Source organism: Melioribacteraceae bacterium (assembly GCA_019638015.1).
In the GTDB taxonomy this organism is placed as follows: domain Bacteria; phylum Bacteroidota; class Ignavibacteria; order Ignavibacteriales; family Melioribacteraceae; genus JAHBUP01.
Genome location: JAHBUP010000001.1, coordinates 2,749,329 through 2,765,332, shown reverse-complemented (window position 1 = coordinate 2,765,332; position 16,004 = coordinate 2,749,329). Strand labels below are relative to the sequence as shown.

The window sequence follows — 16,004 nt, the reverse complement described above, 5'->3', positions numbered from 1 at the left end:
ATATAAATAATCTAATTATTCATTAATTATTATTTAGAGAAAACAATTCAGGTACATCTATTTCCTCTTTCAAGTTCTTGGGTTTTTTGGAGGAACCATTACCACCATTACCATTTTTCCCATTACCTTTTACTTCCGTTACAATTTCCACCGGGACACTATTCTTTTCCTGCTTAACAGCAGCCGGAAGATGAGACTCTCTATAAACATATACTTCATTCTTATAATTTCTCATCACAATTTTTTCCTCATCCCTATGTAAAATGTATTGAGGAAGAATCGGGATTTTACCACCGCCGCCAGGTGCGTCAATGACAAAGTGGGGAATAGCCAACCCACTAATACTGCCGCGGAGTTTGTACATTATATCAATACCGGTATCAATTGAAGTACGGAAATGATTTGCGCCACGGGTTTCATCAGCCATGTAAAGATAATAGGGGCGGACCCGAATTTTTAGAAGTTTTAAGAAAAGCTCTTTCATCACATCCGCGTCGTCATTCACATCTTTCATTAATACAGCTTGGTTACTAACCGGGATTCCTGCATTCACCAGCATTTCACATGCTTTTGAGCTTTCCGGTGTAATTTCCCAAGGATGATTAAAGTGAGTGTTAACATAAATTGGATGATACTTTTTTAACATCTCAACAAGTTTAGGGGTAATTCTATGAGGAAGCACACAGGGCATTTTACTTCCCAACCGAATAATTTCTATATGTGGAATCTGACGAAGCCGTTTTAATATTTTTTCGAGCATTGTATCAGTTAGCATCAATGGATCACCGCCCGACATTATTACATCTCTCACTTCAGGATGCTTTTCCAAATACTTGAATGCCGATTCAAGTTCCTTCATCGAAATTTTATCTGAGTTGCCCACTTTTCTTTTTCTCGTACAAAAACGGCAGTACATCCCACATTGACTAGTAGTAAGAAAAAGAACTCTATCAGGATAACGATGAGTAATATTAGGAACTGGACTCATTGCGTCTTCTTGAAGCGGATCTTCAAATCCATCAATATCTTCCAATTCAACTTTATCCGGTACACATTGCTTCCATATAGGATCACCCGGAGTTCTTATTAAACTGAGGTAATATGGATTTATTCGAGCTTGGAAAAATTCGTCAAGCCCCTCTGCCACTTTTCTGTCGATACCAAATTTTTCAACAAGTTGGTCGACAGTGTGAACACTGTCTCTGATCATCTGCTGCCAGAGTTCCATGATAGTTGCCCTTTATTTTTACTTTTAGTTAGAGTTAAAATATTTACCAAAAACAATTAAATCGTCTTTGATTGTATAAAAATCTTTTATTTGGGAGACTATCGAATATTTATTTCTTAAATAAAAATTTCTTGTAGCTATATAACTTTCTTTGGAGGATGTTTCTGCTAGGATCCATCTTCCTTTATTCTCTTTAACAAAATTTTCGGCATGTTGGAGCAATTTTGAACCAACTCCACCTTTTTGATTATTTTGATCAACCACAATCCAGTACAAATCGTAAACTCCATCGGTTAAATATCTTTTTCCTATGCAGTAATAACCAAGCACTTTTTCTGAATCTTTAGCAACATAAACAATGTATGAACAACCCGGAGTACCTGAAAGTGCCTCATCAATTAGCTCAACTGCGGTTAATTTTTCTTCATTAGAAAAATTAACAATACGCTCAATTAATTCTACTAATTGTGCTCGGTGGTCAGTTGATAAAAGTTGTATCATACGGTTTTCTCATTAAACCAAATGTTGAAATAGTATATATCAATTTATCGTAACTAATACCTGCGGCAGAAGCAGAACGGGCAAAACCGGAATCGGGAGATATATCGGGATTTGGGTTCACCTCAATAACATATGGTTTATTATTCTTGCCGATTCGTATATCAACCCTAGCATAGTCCCGGCAGCTTAATGCTTCATAGGAAGTCAATGCCAGATAATTAACTTTTTCTTTTAATGATTTGGTTACCTTTGCCGGTACTTTGGGAACTGTATAATTGTAGTAAACACTTTCCGGAGCCCATTTCGCTTCATAAGTAACAATTTTAGGAAGTCCATCTGGCAAACCATCAAATCTAATCTCAGAAATTGGGAGCAATTTGCCACCGAGTATAGCTACATTGAGTTCACGCCCCTCAATATACTCTTCGATTATTACATCCTGCTTAAAGTTTTTGAATAAATACTTAAGTCTTTGTTTCAACTCTTCATAATTTTTAGATACAGAAAATTCTGAAATTCCAATACTGGCATCCTCTCTAATCAATTTTGATATAACAGGAAATTTTAGTTTTAAGTTTTTACTAGATGGAATTTCATTTAAAGCAGCTATTCTAAAACTTGGAGTGTTTATTTGGTGTGATGATAATATTTGCTTTGTTCGCGATTTCAATAAACAGTTACTCAAAGTAATTGAATTATTACCTGTGTAATTATAGCCGAGCAAATCGAAAATTCCGGCTACATGACTTTCGTAATTAGAAATTCCCTCGACAGATTCCACAAAATTGAATATTAAATCGGGATTATATGCTCGAATTGAATCTATCATCTTGAAAATATTTTTATTGAAAGCTAATGTTTCAACTTTGGAATATTTTTTCTTTAGTATTGCTTTAAGAAAAGAAATCTGATTTAAAAAATCCTTTTCAGATAAATCAACTTTATCTGATCCAGAATTCACTTCTTTTCCCAAATAATTGTCATAGATCGAAGCTGGTTCATTAAAACAAATTAATATTTTCTTCTTATCAGTCATATTAGACTATTTCTCTGAGCGGCAGTTAACAAAACTTTGTTTATCATCTCATCGTACGAGTATCCGGCTGTTCTGGCCGCTTTGGGGAAACATGAATTATCCTTTGGGTCAGGTAAAATGCCGGGAAGAGGATTTAATTCTATTATATTCGGAATTCCATTGGCATCAAGTCTCATATCAATTCGGCACCAGTCTCTGCATCTCATAATCTTAAAAGTATTTATTGCAGTTTCTTTGATTTGCTTTTCTAGAGCTTTGTCAATCTTGGCTGGACAAGTAAAAATATTCAACGGATTTTCCCGGGTGTCGGCAATCCACTTCGCTTCGTACGAATAAATTGGCTGAAGTGAGGAAGGAAGTTGGTCTAAATTAATTTCTACGATCGGCAATACTTCAACAGAATCACCATTACCTAAAAGTGCCACGGTAAACTCTCTTCCGGGCAAAAATTCTTCAATAATAATAGGCTGGTTGTACCTGCTAAACATTTCGGATGCTAATTTTTTTAGCTCACCAGTATTGTATACTAATGAAGAATTAAAAATCCCCTTGCTCGATCCCTCTCCAACCGGTTTTACCATTAATGGAAATGAAATACTAACATTATCAACTTCTGAAAGAGAATTCACTAAAATAAATTTGGATGTGGGAATGTTATGATATGCTAGAATTTCTTTTGTACGCGCCTTATCGAGACAAGTAGTTAATGTTAATGGATCTGATCCAGTATAAGGAATCTGAAGCATATCAAGCATGGCTGGAATTTGAGCCTCGCGGCTAATGCCATACGCTCCTTCGGCAACATTAAACACAATTTCTGGTCTTAATTCTTTTAATTTAATAAACGCATTTTCATCCGCTTCAATTAATAACACATCGTGATATTTTGCTAGAGCATTTTTGAGAGCATTAATTGTTTCTGCAGAATCCCATTCGGCATAAATATCATTTGCATCATTTGTTTTACTGTCGGAATGAGAAAGTTGTTGGTGTGCAGAAGAAAAATCTTCCGGTTTTATGTTGTATGTGAGTGCTACTCTTAATTTTTTATTTAACAAGAGAGAGCTAATAACAATTCCTTAAAAAATTCTCTCGAAATATAATTAATAAAAAAAAAATTGCAATGAGTTTGATCAAAAGAAAAAAAATAATTATGCGATGTGCGACATCCAAATATTTTTATGATAATGCTTCTTCAGAATATTTTTGATCAGAGAATTGCTCTCGTTGGTAAGTTTATTGTCGTTAGAAATGATTTCGAATGCTTCATGCTTCGCAATTTCAATCAGAGAAATGTCTTCTAGTAAGTTCACATATTTAAAAATTGGTAAGCCACTTTGCTCTGTACCAAAAATATTTCCCGGTCCCCGGAGTTTAAAATCTATTTCAGATAATTCAAACCCGCTCGAATACTTGATCATTGCGTTTAATCGTATCTGTGACTTTCTTTTCTCAATAGCGTCTCGCGATAGAAAATCAAAATTAAAATCGTATCTATTAATTTTTGCAGAAAGCTCATCACTTGTTATTAAAACACAATAACTTTGAGCTCCACTTCGCCCAACTCTGCCCCTCAATTGGTGCAATTGCGACAAACCGAATCGATGTGCGTCATTAATTACTATAATATTTGCATTCGGAATGTCTATTCCCACCTCAATAACTGTAGTTGACAACAACACATGATAATTATTAGCCGCAAAATCTTTCATCACATTTTCTTTCTCAAGCCAATTCATCCTTCCATGGATTAAGCCGACCTTCAAATGCGTGAGATAATTACTTTTTAATTCTTCATAATGTGTAAGAACTGATTTCAATTCCAGTTTTTCTGATTCTTCGACTAAAGGATATACCATAAATGTTTGAATCCCAGCTTCAGCCTTATCGGAAATAAATTTATAAACGTCTTTAAGTTTACTTTCTCCTCTTAGAACTGTTTTAATTGGCTTACGATTCTTTGGAGGTTCCTTTATTACAGAAATATCAAGGTCTCCATATAAAGTCATTGTGATGGTTCTTGGAATAGGTGTAGCCGTCATTAATAAAACATGTGGGTTGTGGTCCTTTTGAATTAGAGCAGATCTCTGAAGAACTCCAAACCTGTGCTGCTCATCTATTACAACTAAACCTAAATTAGAGAACTCAACGTTTTCTTCAATTATGGCATGCGTGCCCACAATTATATGGGCGGTTCCATCTTGAATATCCGATAAAACTTCTTTTCTTATCGATGTTTTTTGACCACCAATTAATAGTACACATTTTATTCCAAAATTTAAGGTTAGTTCTTTGATTCGATCGAAATGTTGAACAGCTAAAATTTCTGTTGGTACTAATAGTGCAGTCTGATATTTACTTTCAATAGCCAGCAACATACTTATTAATGCGACAATGGTTTTACCGCTGCCAACATCACCTTGCAACAGCCTATTCATCGATTTCCCACTCATCAGATCAGCTTTAATTTCTTTTAGAACATTTATCTGAGATTCTGTCAATTCAAATGGCAGTTGCTTTAAAAACGGTCTTAGCAAATTATTTGTATTTTTAATCAATTTACTGCTACTAATATTTTTTGATTTACGAAGAGCGAGCATACATTCAAAATAAAAAATCTCTTCAAACTTGAGTCGGTTGTTCGCCAGTTCTATATCCGCAAATGAATTTGGGAGATGCTTTTTATGTATTGTCTCTGCCAAAGAAAGTAAACTATTCTTTGTTATGAGATATTCAGGCAAGGTTTCTTCAATATCAGCCGAATAGGATTCCAAAGCCGAATTTATTATCCGGCGCAATCCATAATCTCCCAGGTTAACTGATTTAAGTTCTTTTGGTGTGCGATAGAAGGGAATTATTTTTCCGGTATTAAGAAAATCTTTCGATTCCTTCTCGGCCAATTTATCAAAATCGGGGTGCACAAATTGAAGATGTCCAAATTTAGTTAATACTGGCTTAGCCGATAAGGCATAATAGCTGTCTTCATTAAATATATCTTTGAAATATTTTGTACCATGAAACCAAACACACTCAAAATCGCCGAACTCATCGCGCATCTTTACTTTAACAATGCTTTTTTTTCCATAATGAATAATCTCTTTGATTACAACTTGACCTACAATTGTAACTTCATCCTCATAACCGGATCTGATAAGTTGTAAAATTTGATTTGTATTGGTAATTGTAGATCTATCGAGATACTTTGATGGGAAATAAAAGAGTAGATCGTAAATTGTATTAATTCCAATAGAAGAAAATGCTTCGGCCCGCTTAGGCCCAACAGATTTTAAATATTGTACAGGTGTTGCTAATGAGGCATTCATCTTTTTATCATCATTATTACTTTAAATATAATCAAAAATAAAGAAGCATGGAATTGGTACGAGGTAATGTGTAATGATATGGGAATTGAAGGGAAGTTAGAGAGTAAGTTTGTGTGTTTCCGATTTCATGTCGCGAGTCATCAGTTCATAAGTAGCTTTTACTGGATCTTTATCTTCAAATAGAATTTGATATACTGCAGTGCAAATCGGTGTTTCTATTTTCTTTTTAATGGATAATTGATAAACTGATTTTGATGTTTCAACCCCCTCGGCAACCATCTCCATTTTTTTTAAAACATCTTTTAATTTTAATCCGCTTCCTATTTGTTCACCAACAAATCTATTTCTACTATGTTTGCTCATACATGTAACTATTAAATCTCCCATACCAGAAAGTCCAGAAAATGTTTCTGCCTTAGCCCCTAAAAAAATTCCCAATCTTGAAATTTCAGCAATACCTCTAGTCATAATTGCCGCTTTGGTATTATCTCCAAATTTTGCTCCGTCAATTATTCCGGCACCTATAGCAATAACATTTTTTAAAGCGCCACCATATTCAACTCCCAAAATATCGGTAGAAGAATAAACTCTGAAATATGATGTAATAAATGCCGATTGAATTTGAACAGCAGTATTTAGATTTAATGACGCTGCAACAACCGCGGTGGGAATTTTTCTTGCTACTTCCTCAGCATGACTTGGTCCAGAAAGAACCCCGATTTGTTCATCAGAAATTCTTGGTATTTCATCTCTAATAATTCCCGAGACAGTAAGTAATGAGTCTTTCTCGATTCCTTTTGAAACGCTTACAAAGGTTGTATCAGTAAATGAAAATTTTTTTACCTCTTTAAGCACACTTCGGACAAATTGGGTGGGAACTGCGATAACGATCATATGCTGGTTAGTACAGCTTTCTTTGAGTGAAGAGGTGATTATTACTTCTTCCGGAATCTTAATCCCCTTTAAAAGAGTCTTATTTTCTCTCGATTTGCTAAGTGATTTTGCGTAGGACTTTTTATACTCCCAGAGAGTAACCTGATGGCCATTTAAATGAAGAAGAATGGCAAGCGTTGTACCCCAACCGCCGGCTCCAAGAACTGAAATTCTCATTTACGCAGTTTTCTTTTTTGAAAAAGATAGTTTGTTCTCGCTGCCATCAAATATTCGTGTAATATTTTTCCGATGAGTATAGATTACCAGAAAAGATAAAATAATTGCGAATGGCAGTATCGTATGATATCCTTGAATGTTGACATGAAAAATATTTTCACGAATAATTAAAATAAGGGGAACCGAGATTGCTGCTAATACTGAACCAAGCGAAATATATTTTGAGTATGTAACGGTTAATGTGAATACTGCTAATGCAAATAGCATATCCACAGTAATAATAGTAATTAAAAAGCCGAGAGCCGTAGCTATCCCTTTGCCACCTTTGAATCCCGCAAAAACTGTCCATATATGACCAAGTACAGCGGCTAATCCGCAAATAATTTGAACAAGAGTAAAATCGTCGAATGGTGTAATGTTACTGAACGGGAAACTATCTAAGTAAAAGCGAGCCACAACAATTACAGCTACAGCACCTTTTAGAGCATCAAGAATTATTGTTAGAACTCCCCATTTCCATCCAAGTACACGAAAAACATTAGAGCCGCCAGCATTACCGCTGCCATAATTTCGAATATCTATTCCACGTAATAGTTTACTTAAAATTATACTTGTGGGAATGGACCCTACTAAATATGAAACGAGCACAACGAATAAAAGATTTAGCATTAATCTAACCTCAATTACTAAACGAATTTAGATAAAATGTGATTTATTTCCAAACTAACTTAATCCAATAATATTTTCGGAAATTAATTTAAAAAGTTTAATATCATCTTGACTTGTTACTTTGAAGTTTAAAGAAGAACCTTCAATAATTTTAACTTCATAACCGCATCTCTGAACAAGCATTGATTCATCCGTTCCTAAAAAATTATCTTTATCTGCTTTTAACATCGATTCCTTTAAAATATTAAACCTGAATACCTGTGGAGTTTGAGCGTAATATATATTTTTTCTATCAACATAATTCTGTACCGAACCTACTCCTTGGATCAGAGTGTCCTTAGCTTTAATTGCTACTACAGCCGCACCAAAATCAATTGTGGCGAGAATTGATTGTTCAATTGTCTGTTTGTCTATTAGAGGCCTCACAGCGTCATGTACGAGAATTATATCACCATCTGCGCAGTCGGTGGCAAACAAGCCATTCTTGACTGTGTATTGACGTTCTGAGCCTGCTTCAGTAATACAACTGATTTTCGTAAAACCAAATTTTTCTTTTATTTCATTTATCAGCGGAATGAATTCTTTTTGAACCGGGATTATTATTTCATCAATGAAATCTGAGTTTTGAAACGTGGAGATTGTATATGCGATGAGCTCCTTACCATTGAAGGAAAGATACTGTTTTGGCTGCATCAATCCGGTTCTTAAACCGGAACCACCAGATGGAATGATAACTTTTTTTTTCATAACAAATTTAAGATCCCAAACAGAGTGAAAACCCTGTTTGGGTTAAATATTAAATAATCAGCATTGCGTCGCCATAACTCAAGAATCGGATTCCCTCTTTCATTGCCTTTTTATATGCTTTCATCATAAAATCATAATCGGCGAAAGCGGCAACGAGCATTAATAATGTTGATTCGGGAGCGTGGAAGTTCGTTATCAATTTCTTTGTAATCTTAAAATCATAAGGAGGAAATATGAATTTATCAGTCCATCCAAAGTTTGGTTTTGCGAAACCCTCTGCGGTAACACTACTTTCGAGCGCACGGCAGGTACTTGTACCTACAACAAATACGTTTTTCTTTTCATGTAATGCTTTATTTATAACTTTAGCTGTTTCTTCGGGTATTTCAAAATATTCAGAATCCATTTTGTGCTTTGTAAGATCTTCAACTTCAACCGGTCTAAATGTACCAAGTCCAATATGTAAAATTACCGGAACAATCTTAACGCCGAGCTTATCTATTTTCTTTACAAGATTAGGAGTAAAATGAAGGCCAGCCGTTGGAGCCGCAACAGAACCATCATTCTCAGCAAAAATTGTTTGGTAATTATCCTTGTCAGATGTTTCTGCTTCTCTTTTAATATAAGGGGGGAGAGGAGTGTTTCCAATTTTTTCTATCGCTTTGAATATATCCCCTGCATCTTCGTTAAATCTAACGGTTCTTCCTCTTGAAGTAGTGTTGTCAATTACTTCGCACCAGAGTTTATCATTGAAGTATATCCTATTCCCGATACGCACTTTACGGGCGGGATCAACGATAACATCCCAAATGTTTTCTTCTTTATTTAGTTCTCTTAAAACGAATACTTCAATTTTAGCGTTAGTTCTTTCTTTCTTTCCGAACAGCCTAGCTTGCATAACTTTTGTTTTATTAACTACGATTACATCCCCTTTATTAAGGTAATTAGTTAAATCGGAGAATGTTTGTTGTTCGATGCTGCCATTTGCTCTGTTAAGCACCATCATTTTGGCTTTATCTCTCGGTGTAACCGGGTATTTCGCAATTGCAGTTTTTGGTAAATTATATTTGAAATCAGATAATTTCATTTATGCTCCTATAAGATCTATTATACACAACCTCTTTTAGAGGTTCGTACATAACAACTTGCAAAAATTACCCCGCGCAAAAACGCGGGGTATAAGTACTTACTATTTATTTTTTCTTTTTAACCGATTTTTTAGCGGCGTTTTGTTCTTTAACCATTGCTTGTGCAGCGGCTAAGCGGGCAATTGGTACACGGAATGGTGAACAACTAACATAATTCAATCCAATTTTATGACAGAACTCAACTGATTTGGGTTCTCCTCCATGTTCTCCGCAAATACCAATTTTAAGATCAGGTCTAGTTTTACGACCACCTTCAACAGCAATTTCCATCAGTTTACCAATAGCATCTTGATCTATTGATTCAAAAGGATCACCTGGAAGAATTTTCTTATCGAGATATTCTGGTAAGAATCCACCGATATCATCACGTGAGAAACCGAATCCCATTTGTGTTAGATCGTTTGTACCAAATGAGAAGAATTGAGCTACTTCCGCAATTTTATCTGCAGTTAATGCCGCACGAGGAATCTCAATCATAGTTCCGGTTAAATGAGGAATTTTCTTTAAACCATATTTAGCGCAAACTTCGGCATATACTTTGGTCACTAAATCATATTGATGTTTAATTTCATTTACATGACATGTAACTGGAATCATTATTTCTGGGAAAGGTTTTTTACCTTCTTGAATCAATTCAGCGGTAGCTGAGAAAATGGCACGAACTTGCATCTCTGTAATTTCTGGGTAAGTAATGCCAAGACGAACCCCGCGATGTCCCATCATTGGGTTGTTTTCATGTAATGAGTCTGCTCTTTCATTTAATTCAGCCAATGATATTCCGAGACTTTCAGCAAGTTTTTCTCTTTCTTCAATTCTTGTAGGAACAAATTCATGAAGTGGCGGATCGAGAGTTCTGAATGTCACAGCGAATCCGTCCATTGCAGCAAGTGTTCCTTTAATATCTTTCATAACAAATGGGAATAATTCATTAAGAGCGTTTACTCTTTCTTCTACAGATTTTGAATGAATCATTTTACGAAGAATGAATAATGGTTCTTCAGAATTCTTTCCATAGAACATATGCTCTGTTCTGAACAAACCAATTCCTTCGGCACCAAAAGCTCTTGCTCGTTCTGCATCTTCAGGAGTATCAGCATTTGTGCGAACTTTTAATTTTCTAACTTGATCGCACAATTTCATAAATGCTTGGAAATCGGGATTTTCTTCAGCGGCTTTTTTCATTGGAAGTTCGCCTAAGTAAACATTTCCTTTTGAGCCGTTAAGAGTTAACCAATCACCTTCTTTAATTGTAACGCCGCCAACAGTTAAAGTTTTCTCTTCCAAATTAATTTTAATAGAACCAGCACCAACTATACAACATTTACCCCAGCCGCGAGCTACAAGAGCAGCGTGGGAAGTCATTCCGCCGCGTCCGGTTAAAATTGCCTGTGCTGCACGCATTCCTTCAATATCTTCAGGATTTGTTTCTTCACGAACAAGAATTACTCTCTTTCCTTCTTTTGCCCATGCAACGGCATCGTTAGCTGAGAATACAATTTGTCCGCTCGCACCTCCAGGTCCAGCAGGTAAACCTTTAACAAATACTTTTGTTGTTAATTCAACTGTAGGATCAATAATTGGATGAAGCAGTTCATCCAATTGAGAAGGTTGAACTCTTAATACTGCTTCTTCTTTTGTGATAAGTTTTTCTTTATACATATCAAGAGCCATTTTAACGGCAGCCGGACCATTTCTTTTTCCAACGCGGCATTGAAGCATGTAAAGTCTGCCTTCCTGAATTGTAAATTCAACATCAAGCATATCACGATAATGCTTTTCTAATGAACGTTGAATAACATGCAATTGTTTGTAAGTTTTAGGCATTCCGGTTTCAAGAGAAGGGAGGTGAGCTGTATGCTCGGTTTTACCAACTTCATTTATTGGATTTGGTGTTCTAATTCCGGCAACAACATCTTCACCTTGAGCGTTTGTTAACCATTCGCCATAGAAATAGTTTTCACCAGTAGCAGGATTACGAGTGAACGCAACACCAGTAGCTGATGATTCGCCCATATTTCCGAATACCATTGATTGAACGTTTACTGCAGTACCCCATTCATCAGGAATTCCTTCAATTCTTCTATAGGAGATTGCTCTTTTTCCCATCCAGCTTTGGAATACAGCTGAAACAGCTCCCCATAATTGATCCATAGGATTTTCTGGGAATGGTTTACCAAGTACTTCTTTTACTTTCTCTTTATAAATTTCAATTAATTCTTTTAAATCATCTGAAGTTAAATCTGTGTCGTTATGAACTCCGCGAGCTTCTTTCATTTTATGGAGTTCTTTTTCTAACTGAACACGAACACCTTTACCTTCAGCCGGTTCAATTCCTGCGGCTTTTTCCATTACCACATCGGAGTACATTTGGATTAAACGGCGGTGCGAATCATACACAAAACGGGGATTGCCTGTTTTTGCAATTAGAGCTTCGCGAGTTTCATTATTTAAACCAACGTTAAGAATTGTTTCCATCATACCGGGCATAGATGCGCGCGCGCCGGAACGTACTGAAACTAATAGTGGATTTTTAGTATCGCCAAATTTTGCACCCATTTCTTTTTCAACTTTAGCCAATGCAGTTTTTAATTGTGCATCCAACTCTTTGGGATATTTTTTGTTATTCTTGTAATAAGAAGTACAAACTTCTGTTGTAATAGTGAAACCTGCTGGAACTGGCAGTCCAATATTAACCATTTCAGCAAGATTGGCACCTTTACCGCCAAGGAGTTCTTTCATGTCTGCTTTTCCTTCAGCTTTTTTACCGCCGAAATAATAAACATACCGTTTCGTTGATTTAGCCATTTACGCTACCTCCAATTAATTGATTGTTTGTTAATTTAATTTATGATTTATCAAATCAATAAATTCTTTTTGTTCATCTAACTTAAGATTGATCTTTAAGTAGAAGATGTCTATGTCATCTAGTTCAACGGCAAAATTTGTTAATTTTACCGCATCTTTTTGAGTAGTAAGTACAGAAAAAGAATTAGTATCATAAAATCTTTTACGAATACTTTGAACTTCATATTTTGAATAGCTTTTATGATCAGTAAAAAGCATTTTATTTTTGATATCGATGTTATTCTTTTCTAACACGTTTAGGAAAGAATAAGGTTTCGCGATGCCGCAAACTACCAAACTTTTTTGTCCTTCAAACTCATCAAAACTATAATGTTCATGTGTCTTAACATCATAAACACCTCTTGCTTCATAATAACCGTGAAATACTTTTTTATTATGAAAATACTTATCCATTTTTTTAGGAATTGCCAGCTTCTCAGAAAATTTTCTATTAATAATCACAATATCAGCTCTATTTATGGAATCCATCGGTTCACGCATCAAGCCCAAAGGAAGAGGATTCTGCTCAAGCTTATCAACTTTATTTAAGAATCTCTGATCAATTATTACAATATCAATATCCCTTGCAATCCACCTATGCTGAAACGCGTCGTCGAGAATAATAGTATCAACGCCCGAATCTTTAATAAATCTTTTTGCTCCTTCAACTCTCCGTTCTGAAACGGCGGTTGGTAATTTCAATTCCTCTGAAATGAAATAAATTTCATCTCCACAATCATCCACCTTAGTTTTAATCTCAGCACCGTCACAAACAAACAAATAGCCTTTAGTCGATCTGCCATAACCTCTGCTCAGTACACCTACATTTTTTCCGAAATTTTTAAGTGTTTCAGCTAACATCAAAACGGCTGGAGTTTTTCCTGAACCACCAACAGTTAAATTTCCTACAGAGATAACCTTAGCATCTACTTTGGATGAACTAAGAATTCCATTATCAAATAAATAATTACGAATTTTTATAATAATCCAAAAAACAAACGCAGCCGGGGAGAACAATATTCTTAAAATATTTAGCACAATGTTTCCGCTTGCAGTTGTAAATCATTTAGTCTTTTCTCGCATTCCGCTATCATTTTGGATGTCTCATCATATGTTAAATCTTTATTTATCATAATAGGCTCTGAAAATAAAACCATGATCTTTGTAAATGGTTTTGGGACTTGGAATGAGTCCCAACTTTTTAGTACAAATTTATTTTTAATACCAATCCCAATAAGTAATAGTGGAATACCATTCTTTTTAGCTGTGATAACAGCACCGGCTTTCATAACCCGGGGTGGACCAGTGGGCCCATCTGGAGTAATTGCCAATGAAAAATTTTGCCTTGTTAATTCCAGCATCAATCCCAATGCCTCTTTACCTCCAATATGACTGGACCCCCGAACAACTTTGTAATTCCATTTTTTCAGAATGTTTGCTAAAACGTCACCATCTTTGCTCTTACTTACCAGGGCTGATATATTCTGGTCTTTATGCAAATACCAGCCAATAGCCATCGAACAATGCCAAAACGCAGAAACAAAATTCTTTTTATTCAGAACAAGTTCTTCCATTGAATCTTTTTTAATATATGTAATCCGAACAGTCTTTAAAAGAACAGTAACTAAAAAATTAGAGATATGTAATCCCAAAAATCTGAGAATCTCTCTCTGTTTATTTGTTAGTTTCATTTACCAAATCGAATATTATTTTTGCTGATCTATCCGATGAACCTGGATTACCAAGTAAGCTTTTAATCCCTTGCAATTCGTTTTTAATTCTTCTCATTTCATCTTTATTGGAAATTATTAGATCGCATTCCTCAATTATTTTAGCTTCATTAACATCATTTTGAATTAGTTCTTTAATAAGGTTTTTGCCAAGTATAATATTTACCATCGCAATGTTTTTAATTTTAACAACCTTTTTCCCAAGCCAATAAGTAATCATATTGGTTGAGTACACAACAATAAATGGAATACCAAAATAAGCTGCCTCCAATGTTGAAGTCCCCGATTTTATTATCCCAAAAGTAGAATGTTTTAATAAATCGTAAGTAAAGCCCTTTGCCAAAATAAAATTTTTCTCAGCCACGGAATTCTTAATGAGATTTTCATCAAGATTAGGAGCGCAGGCAACAACAATTTGCATATCATATTTCCGAGCTAATTTTGAGGCTGCTTTTATACACTCAGGAAATATTTTAAGAATCTCATGTTCTCTACTGCCGGGGAGAATGAGAAAAATATCCTTCTCCTCAGCTAATCCTAATTTTTCATTTAACTCATGTCTTGTAAAAAATTTATAATTATTGATATGCTCAATAAGAGGATGCCCAACATATTCAACGTCTACAGAGGCATCTTTATAAATTTTCTCCTCGAATGGGAAAACTACGATCATCTTATCTACCGTATCTTTAATTGTTTTAATTCTTCCCTTGCCCCATGCCCAAATTTGGGGGGAGATATAGTAAATAACCCGAATTCCGAGTTTTTTTAATTTTTTAGCAAGGTTTAAATTAAAACCAGGGTAGTCAATCAGAATCACAGTTTCAATTTTCTTTTCAATTACCGTGGAAATTAGATCTCTCTTAACTTTTCTTATAAATGGGAGATGTTTCAATATTTCAATGAACCCTAAAAATGCCATCTGGTTAATATTGTATAGGGCATTTAACCCCGCATCAATCATTTTGCTCCCGCCAATACCATAAAAATTAAATTGATTGTGCAGTTTCTTCAAACTTAAAATCAAACTTGCGCCGTGCAAATCGCCAGATGCCTCTCCGGCAACTATCAATATATTATTATTCAAATTAGGTAATGCCTAATTATTATAAGAATAATTATAATACCAAAAGCCTGTAGTGTCCTTCTTTCCGATTTAATGCCAGCACTCAAATTATATGTGGGCTGCTTTAAATTATCATTCTTATATTTTGAAAAACTCGGAATCAATCTCGGAACATTATCTAGATAGTCCTGATACTCTTTCCCGAATTTTGTCGTGAGAAATTTCTCTTCCTCATTAATAATCTGATCATATTGAAAATAAAAAAACCAAAGTGCAATAATCTGCAAATAGGGGTAAAGGGACATCGACATTATGCCAATTCCCAAATACATTAAAATATTTCCTACATAAAGTGGATTTCTAACGTGAGAGTATGCTCCCGAGACAACTAAGTAAGTTCCGCCAACACCACCACCGGTAGTTCGAGTTTCGCTTCCTGCGTAAGAAACTCCCCAAAGCCGCCAAAATTCTCCGAACAACGCAATTGCCAATCCAACAATCATACTTGTAATTGTTGATTCTTGAAATATCAGCATCAGAATTAAAAAAGGGATCGGAGTATAACTTCTGTACTTAAAAAATTTTTCAGCTATAGTTGACAT

At 35.2% G+C, this 16,004-nt stretch carries 14 protein-coding genes; all 14 read right to left on the bottom strand.

The window, feature by feature from the left end:
• Positions 1 to 22: 22 nt before the first annotated feature.
• On the bottom strand, positions 23 to 1,228 hold the full coding sequence (locus KF816_11950; protein MBX3008725.1) for a KamA family radical SAM protein: 1,206 nt from the start codon (positions 1,226 to 1,228) through the stop codon (positions 23 to 25).
• A gap of 24 nt (positions 1,229 to 1,252) precedes the next feature.
• Positions 1,253 to 1,729, bottom strand: a complete 477-nt coding sequence (locus tag KF816_11945; GenBank protein MBX3008724.1) for a GNAT family N-acetyltransferase — start codon at positions 1,727 to 1,729, stop codon at positions 1,253 to 1,255.
• Positions 1,707 to 2,765, bottom strand: coding sequence for an ATP-grasp domain-containing protein (locus KF816_11940; protein ID MBX3008723.1), 1,059 nt, complete (start codon positions 2,763 to 2,765; stop codon positions 1,707 to 1,709). The genes KF816_11945 and KF816_11940 overlap by 23 nt, the downstream gene beginning before the upstream one ends.
• Complete coding sequence (locus KF816_11935; protein ID MBX3008722.1) at positions 2,762 to 3,823, bottom strand: D-alanine--D-alanine ligase; 1,062 nt, start codon at positions 3,821 to 3,823, stop codon at positions 2,762 to 2,764. Before KF816_11935 ends, KF816_11940 begins: the two co-directional genes overlap by 4 nt.
• Before the next feature lie 93 nt (positions 3,824 to 3,916).
• Positions 3,917 to 6,088 carry an ATP-dependent DNA helicase RecG gene (recG, locus tag KF816_11930; protein ID MBX3008721.1) on the bottom strand — a complete coding sequence of 724 codons (2,172 nt, stop codon included), beginning with the start codon at positions 6,086 to 6,088 and terminating at the stop codon, positions 3,917 to 3,919.
• A 96-nt stretch (positions 6,089 to 6,184) separates the two neighbouring features.
• Positions 6,185 to 7,198 (bottom strand): NAD(P)H-dependent glycerol-3-phosphate dehydrogenase, encoded by a 1,014-nt coding sequence (locus KF816_11925; protein MBX3008720.1) that lies wholly within the window; start codon positions 7,196 to 7,198, stop codon positions 6,185 to 6,187.
• The gene (gene plsY / locus KF816_11920; protein MBX3008719.1) at positions 7,199 to 7,867 is read right to left on the bottom strand and encodes a glycerol-3-phosphate 1-O-acyltransferase PlsY; all 669 of its coding nucleotides are present in this window, start codon (positions 7,865 to 7,867) and stop codon (positions 7,199 to 7,201) included.
• 54 nt (positions 7,868 to 7,921) lie between these two features.
• Positions 7,922 to 8,614, bottom strand: coding sequence for a 2-C-methyl-D-erythritol 4-phosphate cytidylyltransferase (gene ispD / locus KF816_11915; GenBank protein ID MBX3008718.1), 693 nt, complete (start codon positions 8,612 to 8,614; stop codon positions 7,922 to 7,924).
• Between the two features lie 49 nt (positions 8,615 to 8,663).
• Positions 8,664 to 9,701: a tRNA preQ1(34) S-adenosylmethionine ribosyltransferase-isomerase QueA gene (gene queA, locus KF816_11910; protein ID MBX3008717.1), complete on the bottom strand. Its 1,038-nt coding sequence runs from the start codon at positions 9,699 to 9,701 to the stop codon at positions 8,664 to 8,666.
• Positions 9,702 to 9,807: 106 nt separating this feature from the next.
• Positions 9,808 to 12,567 (bottom strand): pyruvate, phosphate dikinase, encoded by a 2,760-nt coding sequence (gene ppdK / locus KF816_11905; GenBank protein MBX3008716.1) that lies wholly within the window; start codon positions 12,565 to 12,567, stop codon positions 9,808 to 9,810.
• 30 nt (positions 12,568 to 12,597) lie between these two features.
• A complete protein-coding gene (gene lpxK, locus KF816_11900; protein ID MBX3008715.1) occupies positions 12,598 to 13,644 on the bottom strand; it encodes a tetraacyldisaccharide 4'-kinase in 1,047 nt (348 codons plus the stop codon).
• On the bottom strand, positions 13,638 to 14,297 hold the full coding sequence (locus tag KF816_11895) for a lysophospholipid acyltransferase family protein (protein MBX3008714.1): 660 nt from the start codon (positions 14,295 to 14,297) through the stop codon (positions 13,638 to 13,640). Before KF816_11895 ends, lpxK begins: the two co-directional genes overlap by 7 nt.
• Positions 14,281 to 15,423 carry a lipid-A-disaccharide synthase gene (gene lpxB / locus KF816_11890; GenBank protein ID MBX3008713.1) on the bottom strand — a complete coding sequence of 381 codons (1,143 nt, stop codon included), beginning with the start codon at positions 15,421 to 15,423 and terminating at the stop codon, positions 14,281 to 14,283. Before lpxB ends, KF816_11895 begins: the two co-directional genes overlap by 17 nt.
• Complete coding sequence (locus KF816_11885) at positions 15,420 to 16,004, bottom strand: isoprenylcysteine carboxylmethyltransferase family protein (GenBank protein ID MBX3008712.1); 585 nt, start codon at positions 16,002 to 16,004, stop codon at positions 15,420 to 15,422. Before KF816_11885 ends, lpxB begins: the two co-directional genes overlap by 4 nt.

Bases quoted from the DNA above. Each gene is read 5' to 3' on its own strand.
- recG (MBX3008721.1), bottom strand. From the start codon at position 6,088: ATGAATGCCTCATTAGCAACACCTGTACAATATTTAAAATCTGTTGGG.
- queA (MBX3008717.1), bottom strand. From the start codon at position 9,701: ATGAAATTATCTGATTTCAAATATAATTTACCAAAAACTGCAATTGCG.
- plsY (MBX3008719.1), bottom strand. From the start codon at position 7,867: ATGCTAAATCTTTTATTCGTTGTGCTCGTTTCATATTTAGTAGGGTCC.
- KF816_11895 (MBX3008714.1), bottom strand. From the start codon at position 14,297: ATGAAACTAACAAATAAACAGAGAGAGATTCTCAGATTTTTGGGATTA.
- KF816_11940 (MBX3008723.1), bottom strand. From the start codon at position 2,765: ATGACTGATAAGAAGAAAATATTAATTTGTTTTAATGAACCAGCTTCG.
- KF816_11885 (MBX3008712.1), bottom strand. From the start codon at position 16,004: ATGTCAACTATAGCTGAAAAATTTTTTAAGTACAGAAGTTATACTCCG.
- KF816_11950 (MBX3008725.1), bottom strand. From the start codon at position 1,228: ATGGAACTCTGGCAGCAGATGATCAGAGACAGTGTTCACACTGTCGAC.
- ppdK (MBX3008716.1), bottom strand. From the start codon at position 12,567: ATGGCTAAATCAACGAAACGGTATGTTTATTATTTCGGCGGTAAAAAA.
- KF816_11945 (MBX3008724.1), bottom strand. From the start codon at position 1,729: ATGATACAACTTTTATCAACTGACCACCGAGCACAATTAGTAGAATTA.
- ispD (MBX3008718.1), bottom strand. From the start codon at position 8,614: ATGAAAAAAAAAGTTATCATTCCATCTGGTGGTTCCGGTTTAAGAACC.
- KF816_11925 (MBX3008720.1), bottom strand. From the start codon at position 7,198: ATGAGAATTTCAGTTCTTGGAGCCGGCGGTTGGGGTACAACGCTTGCC.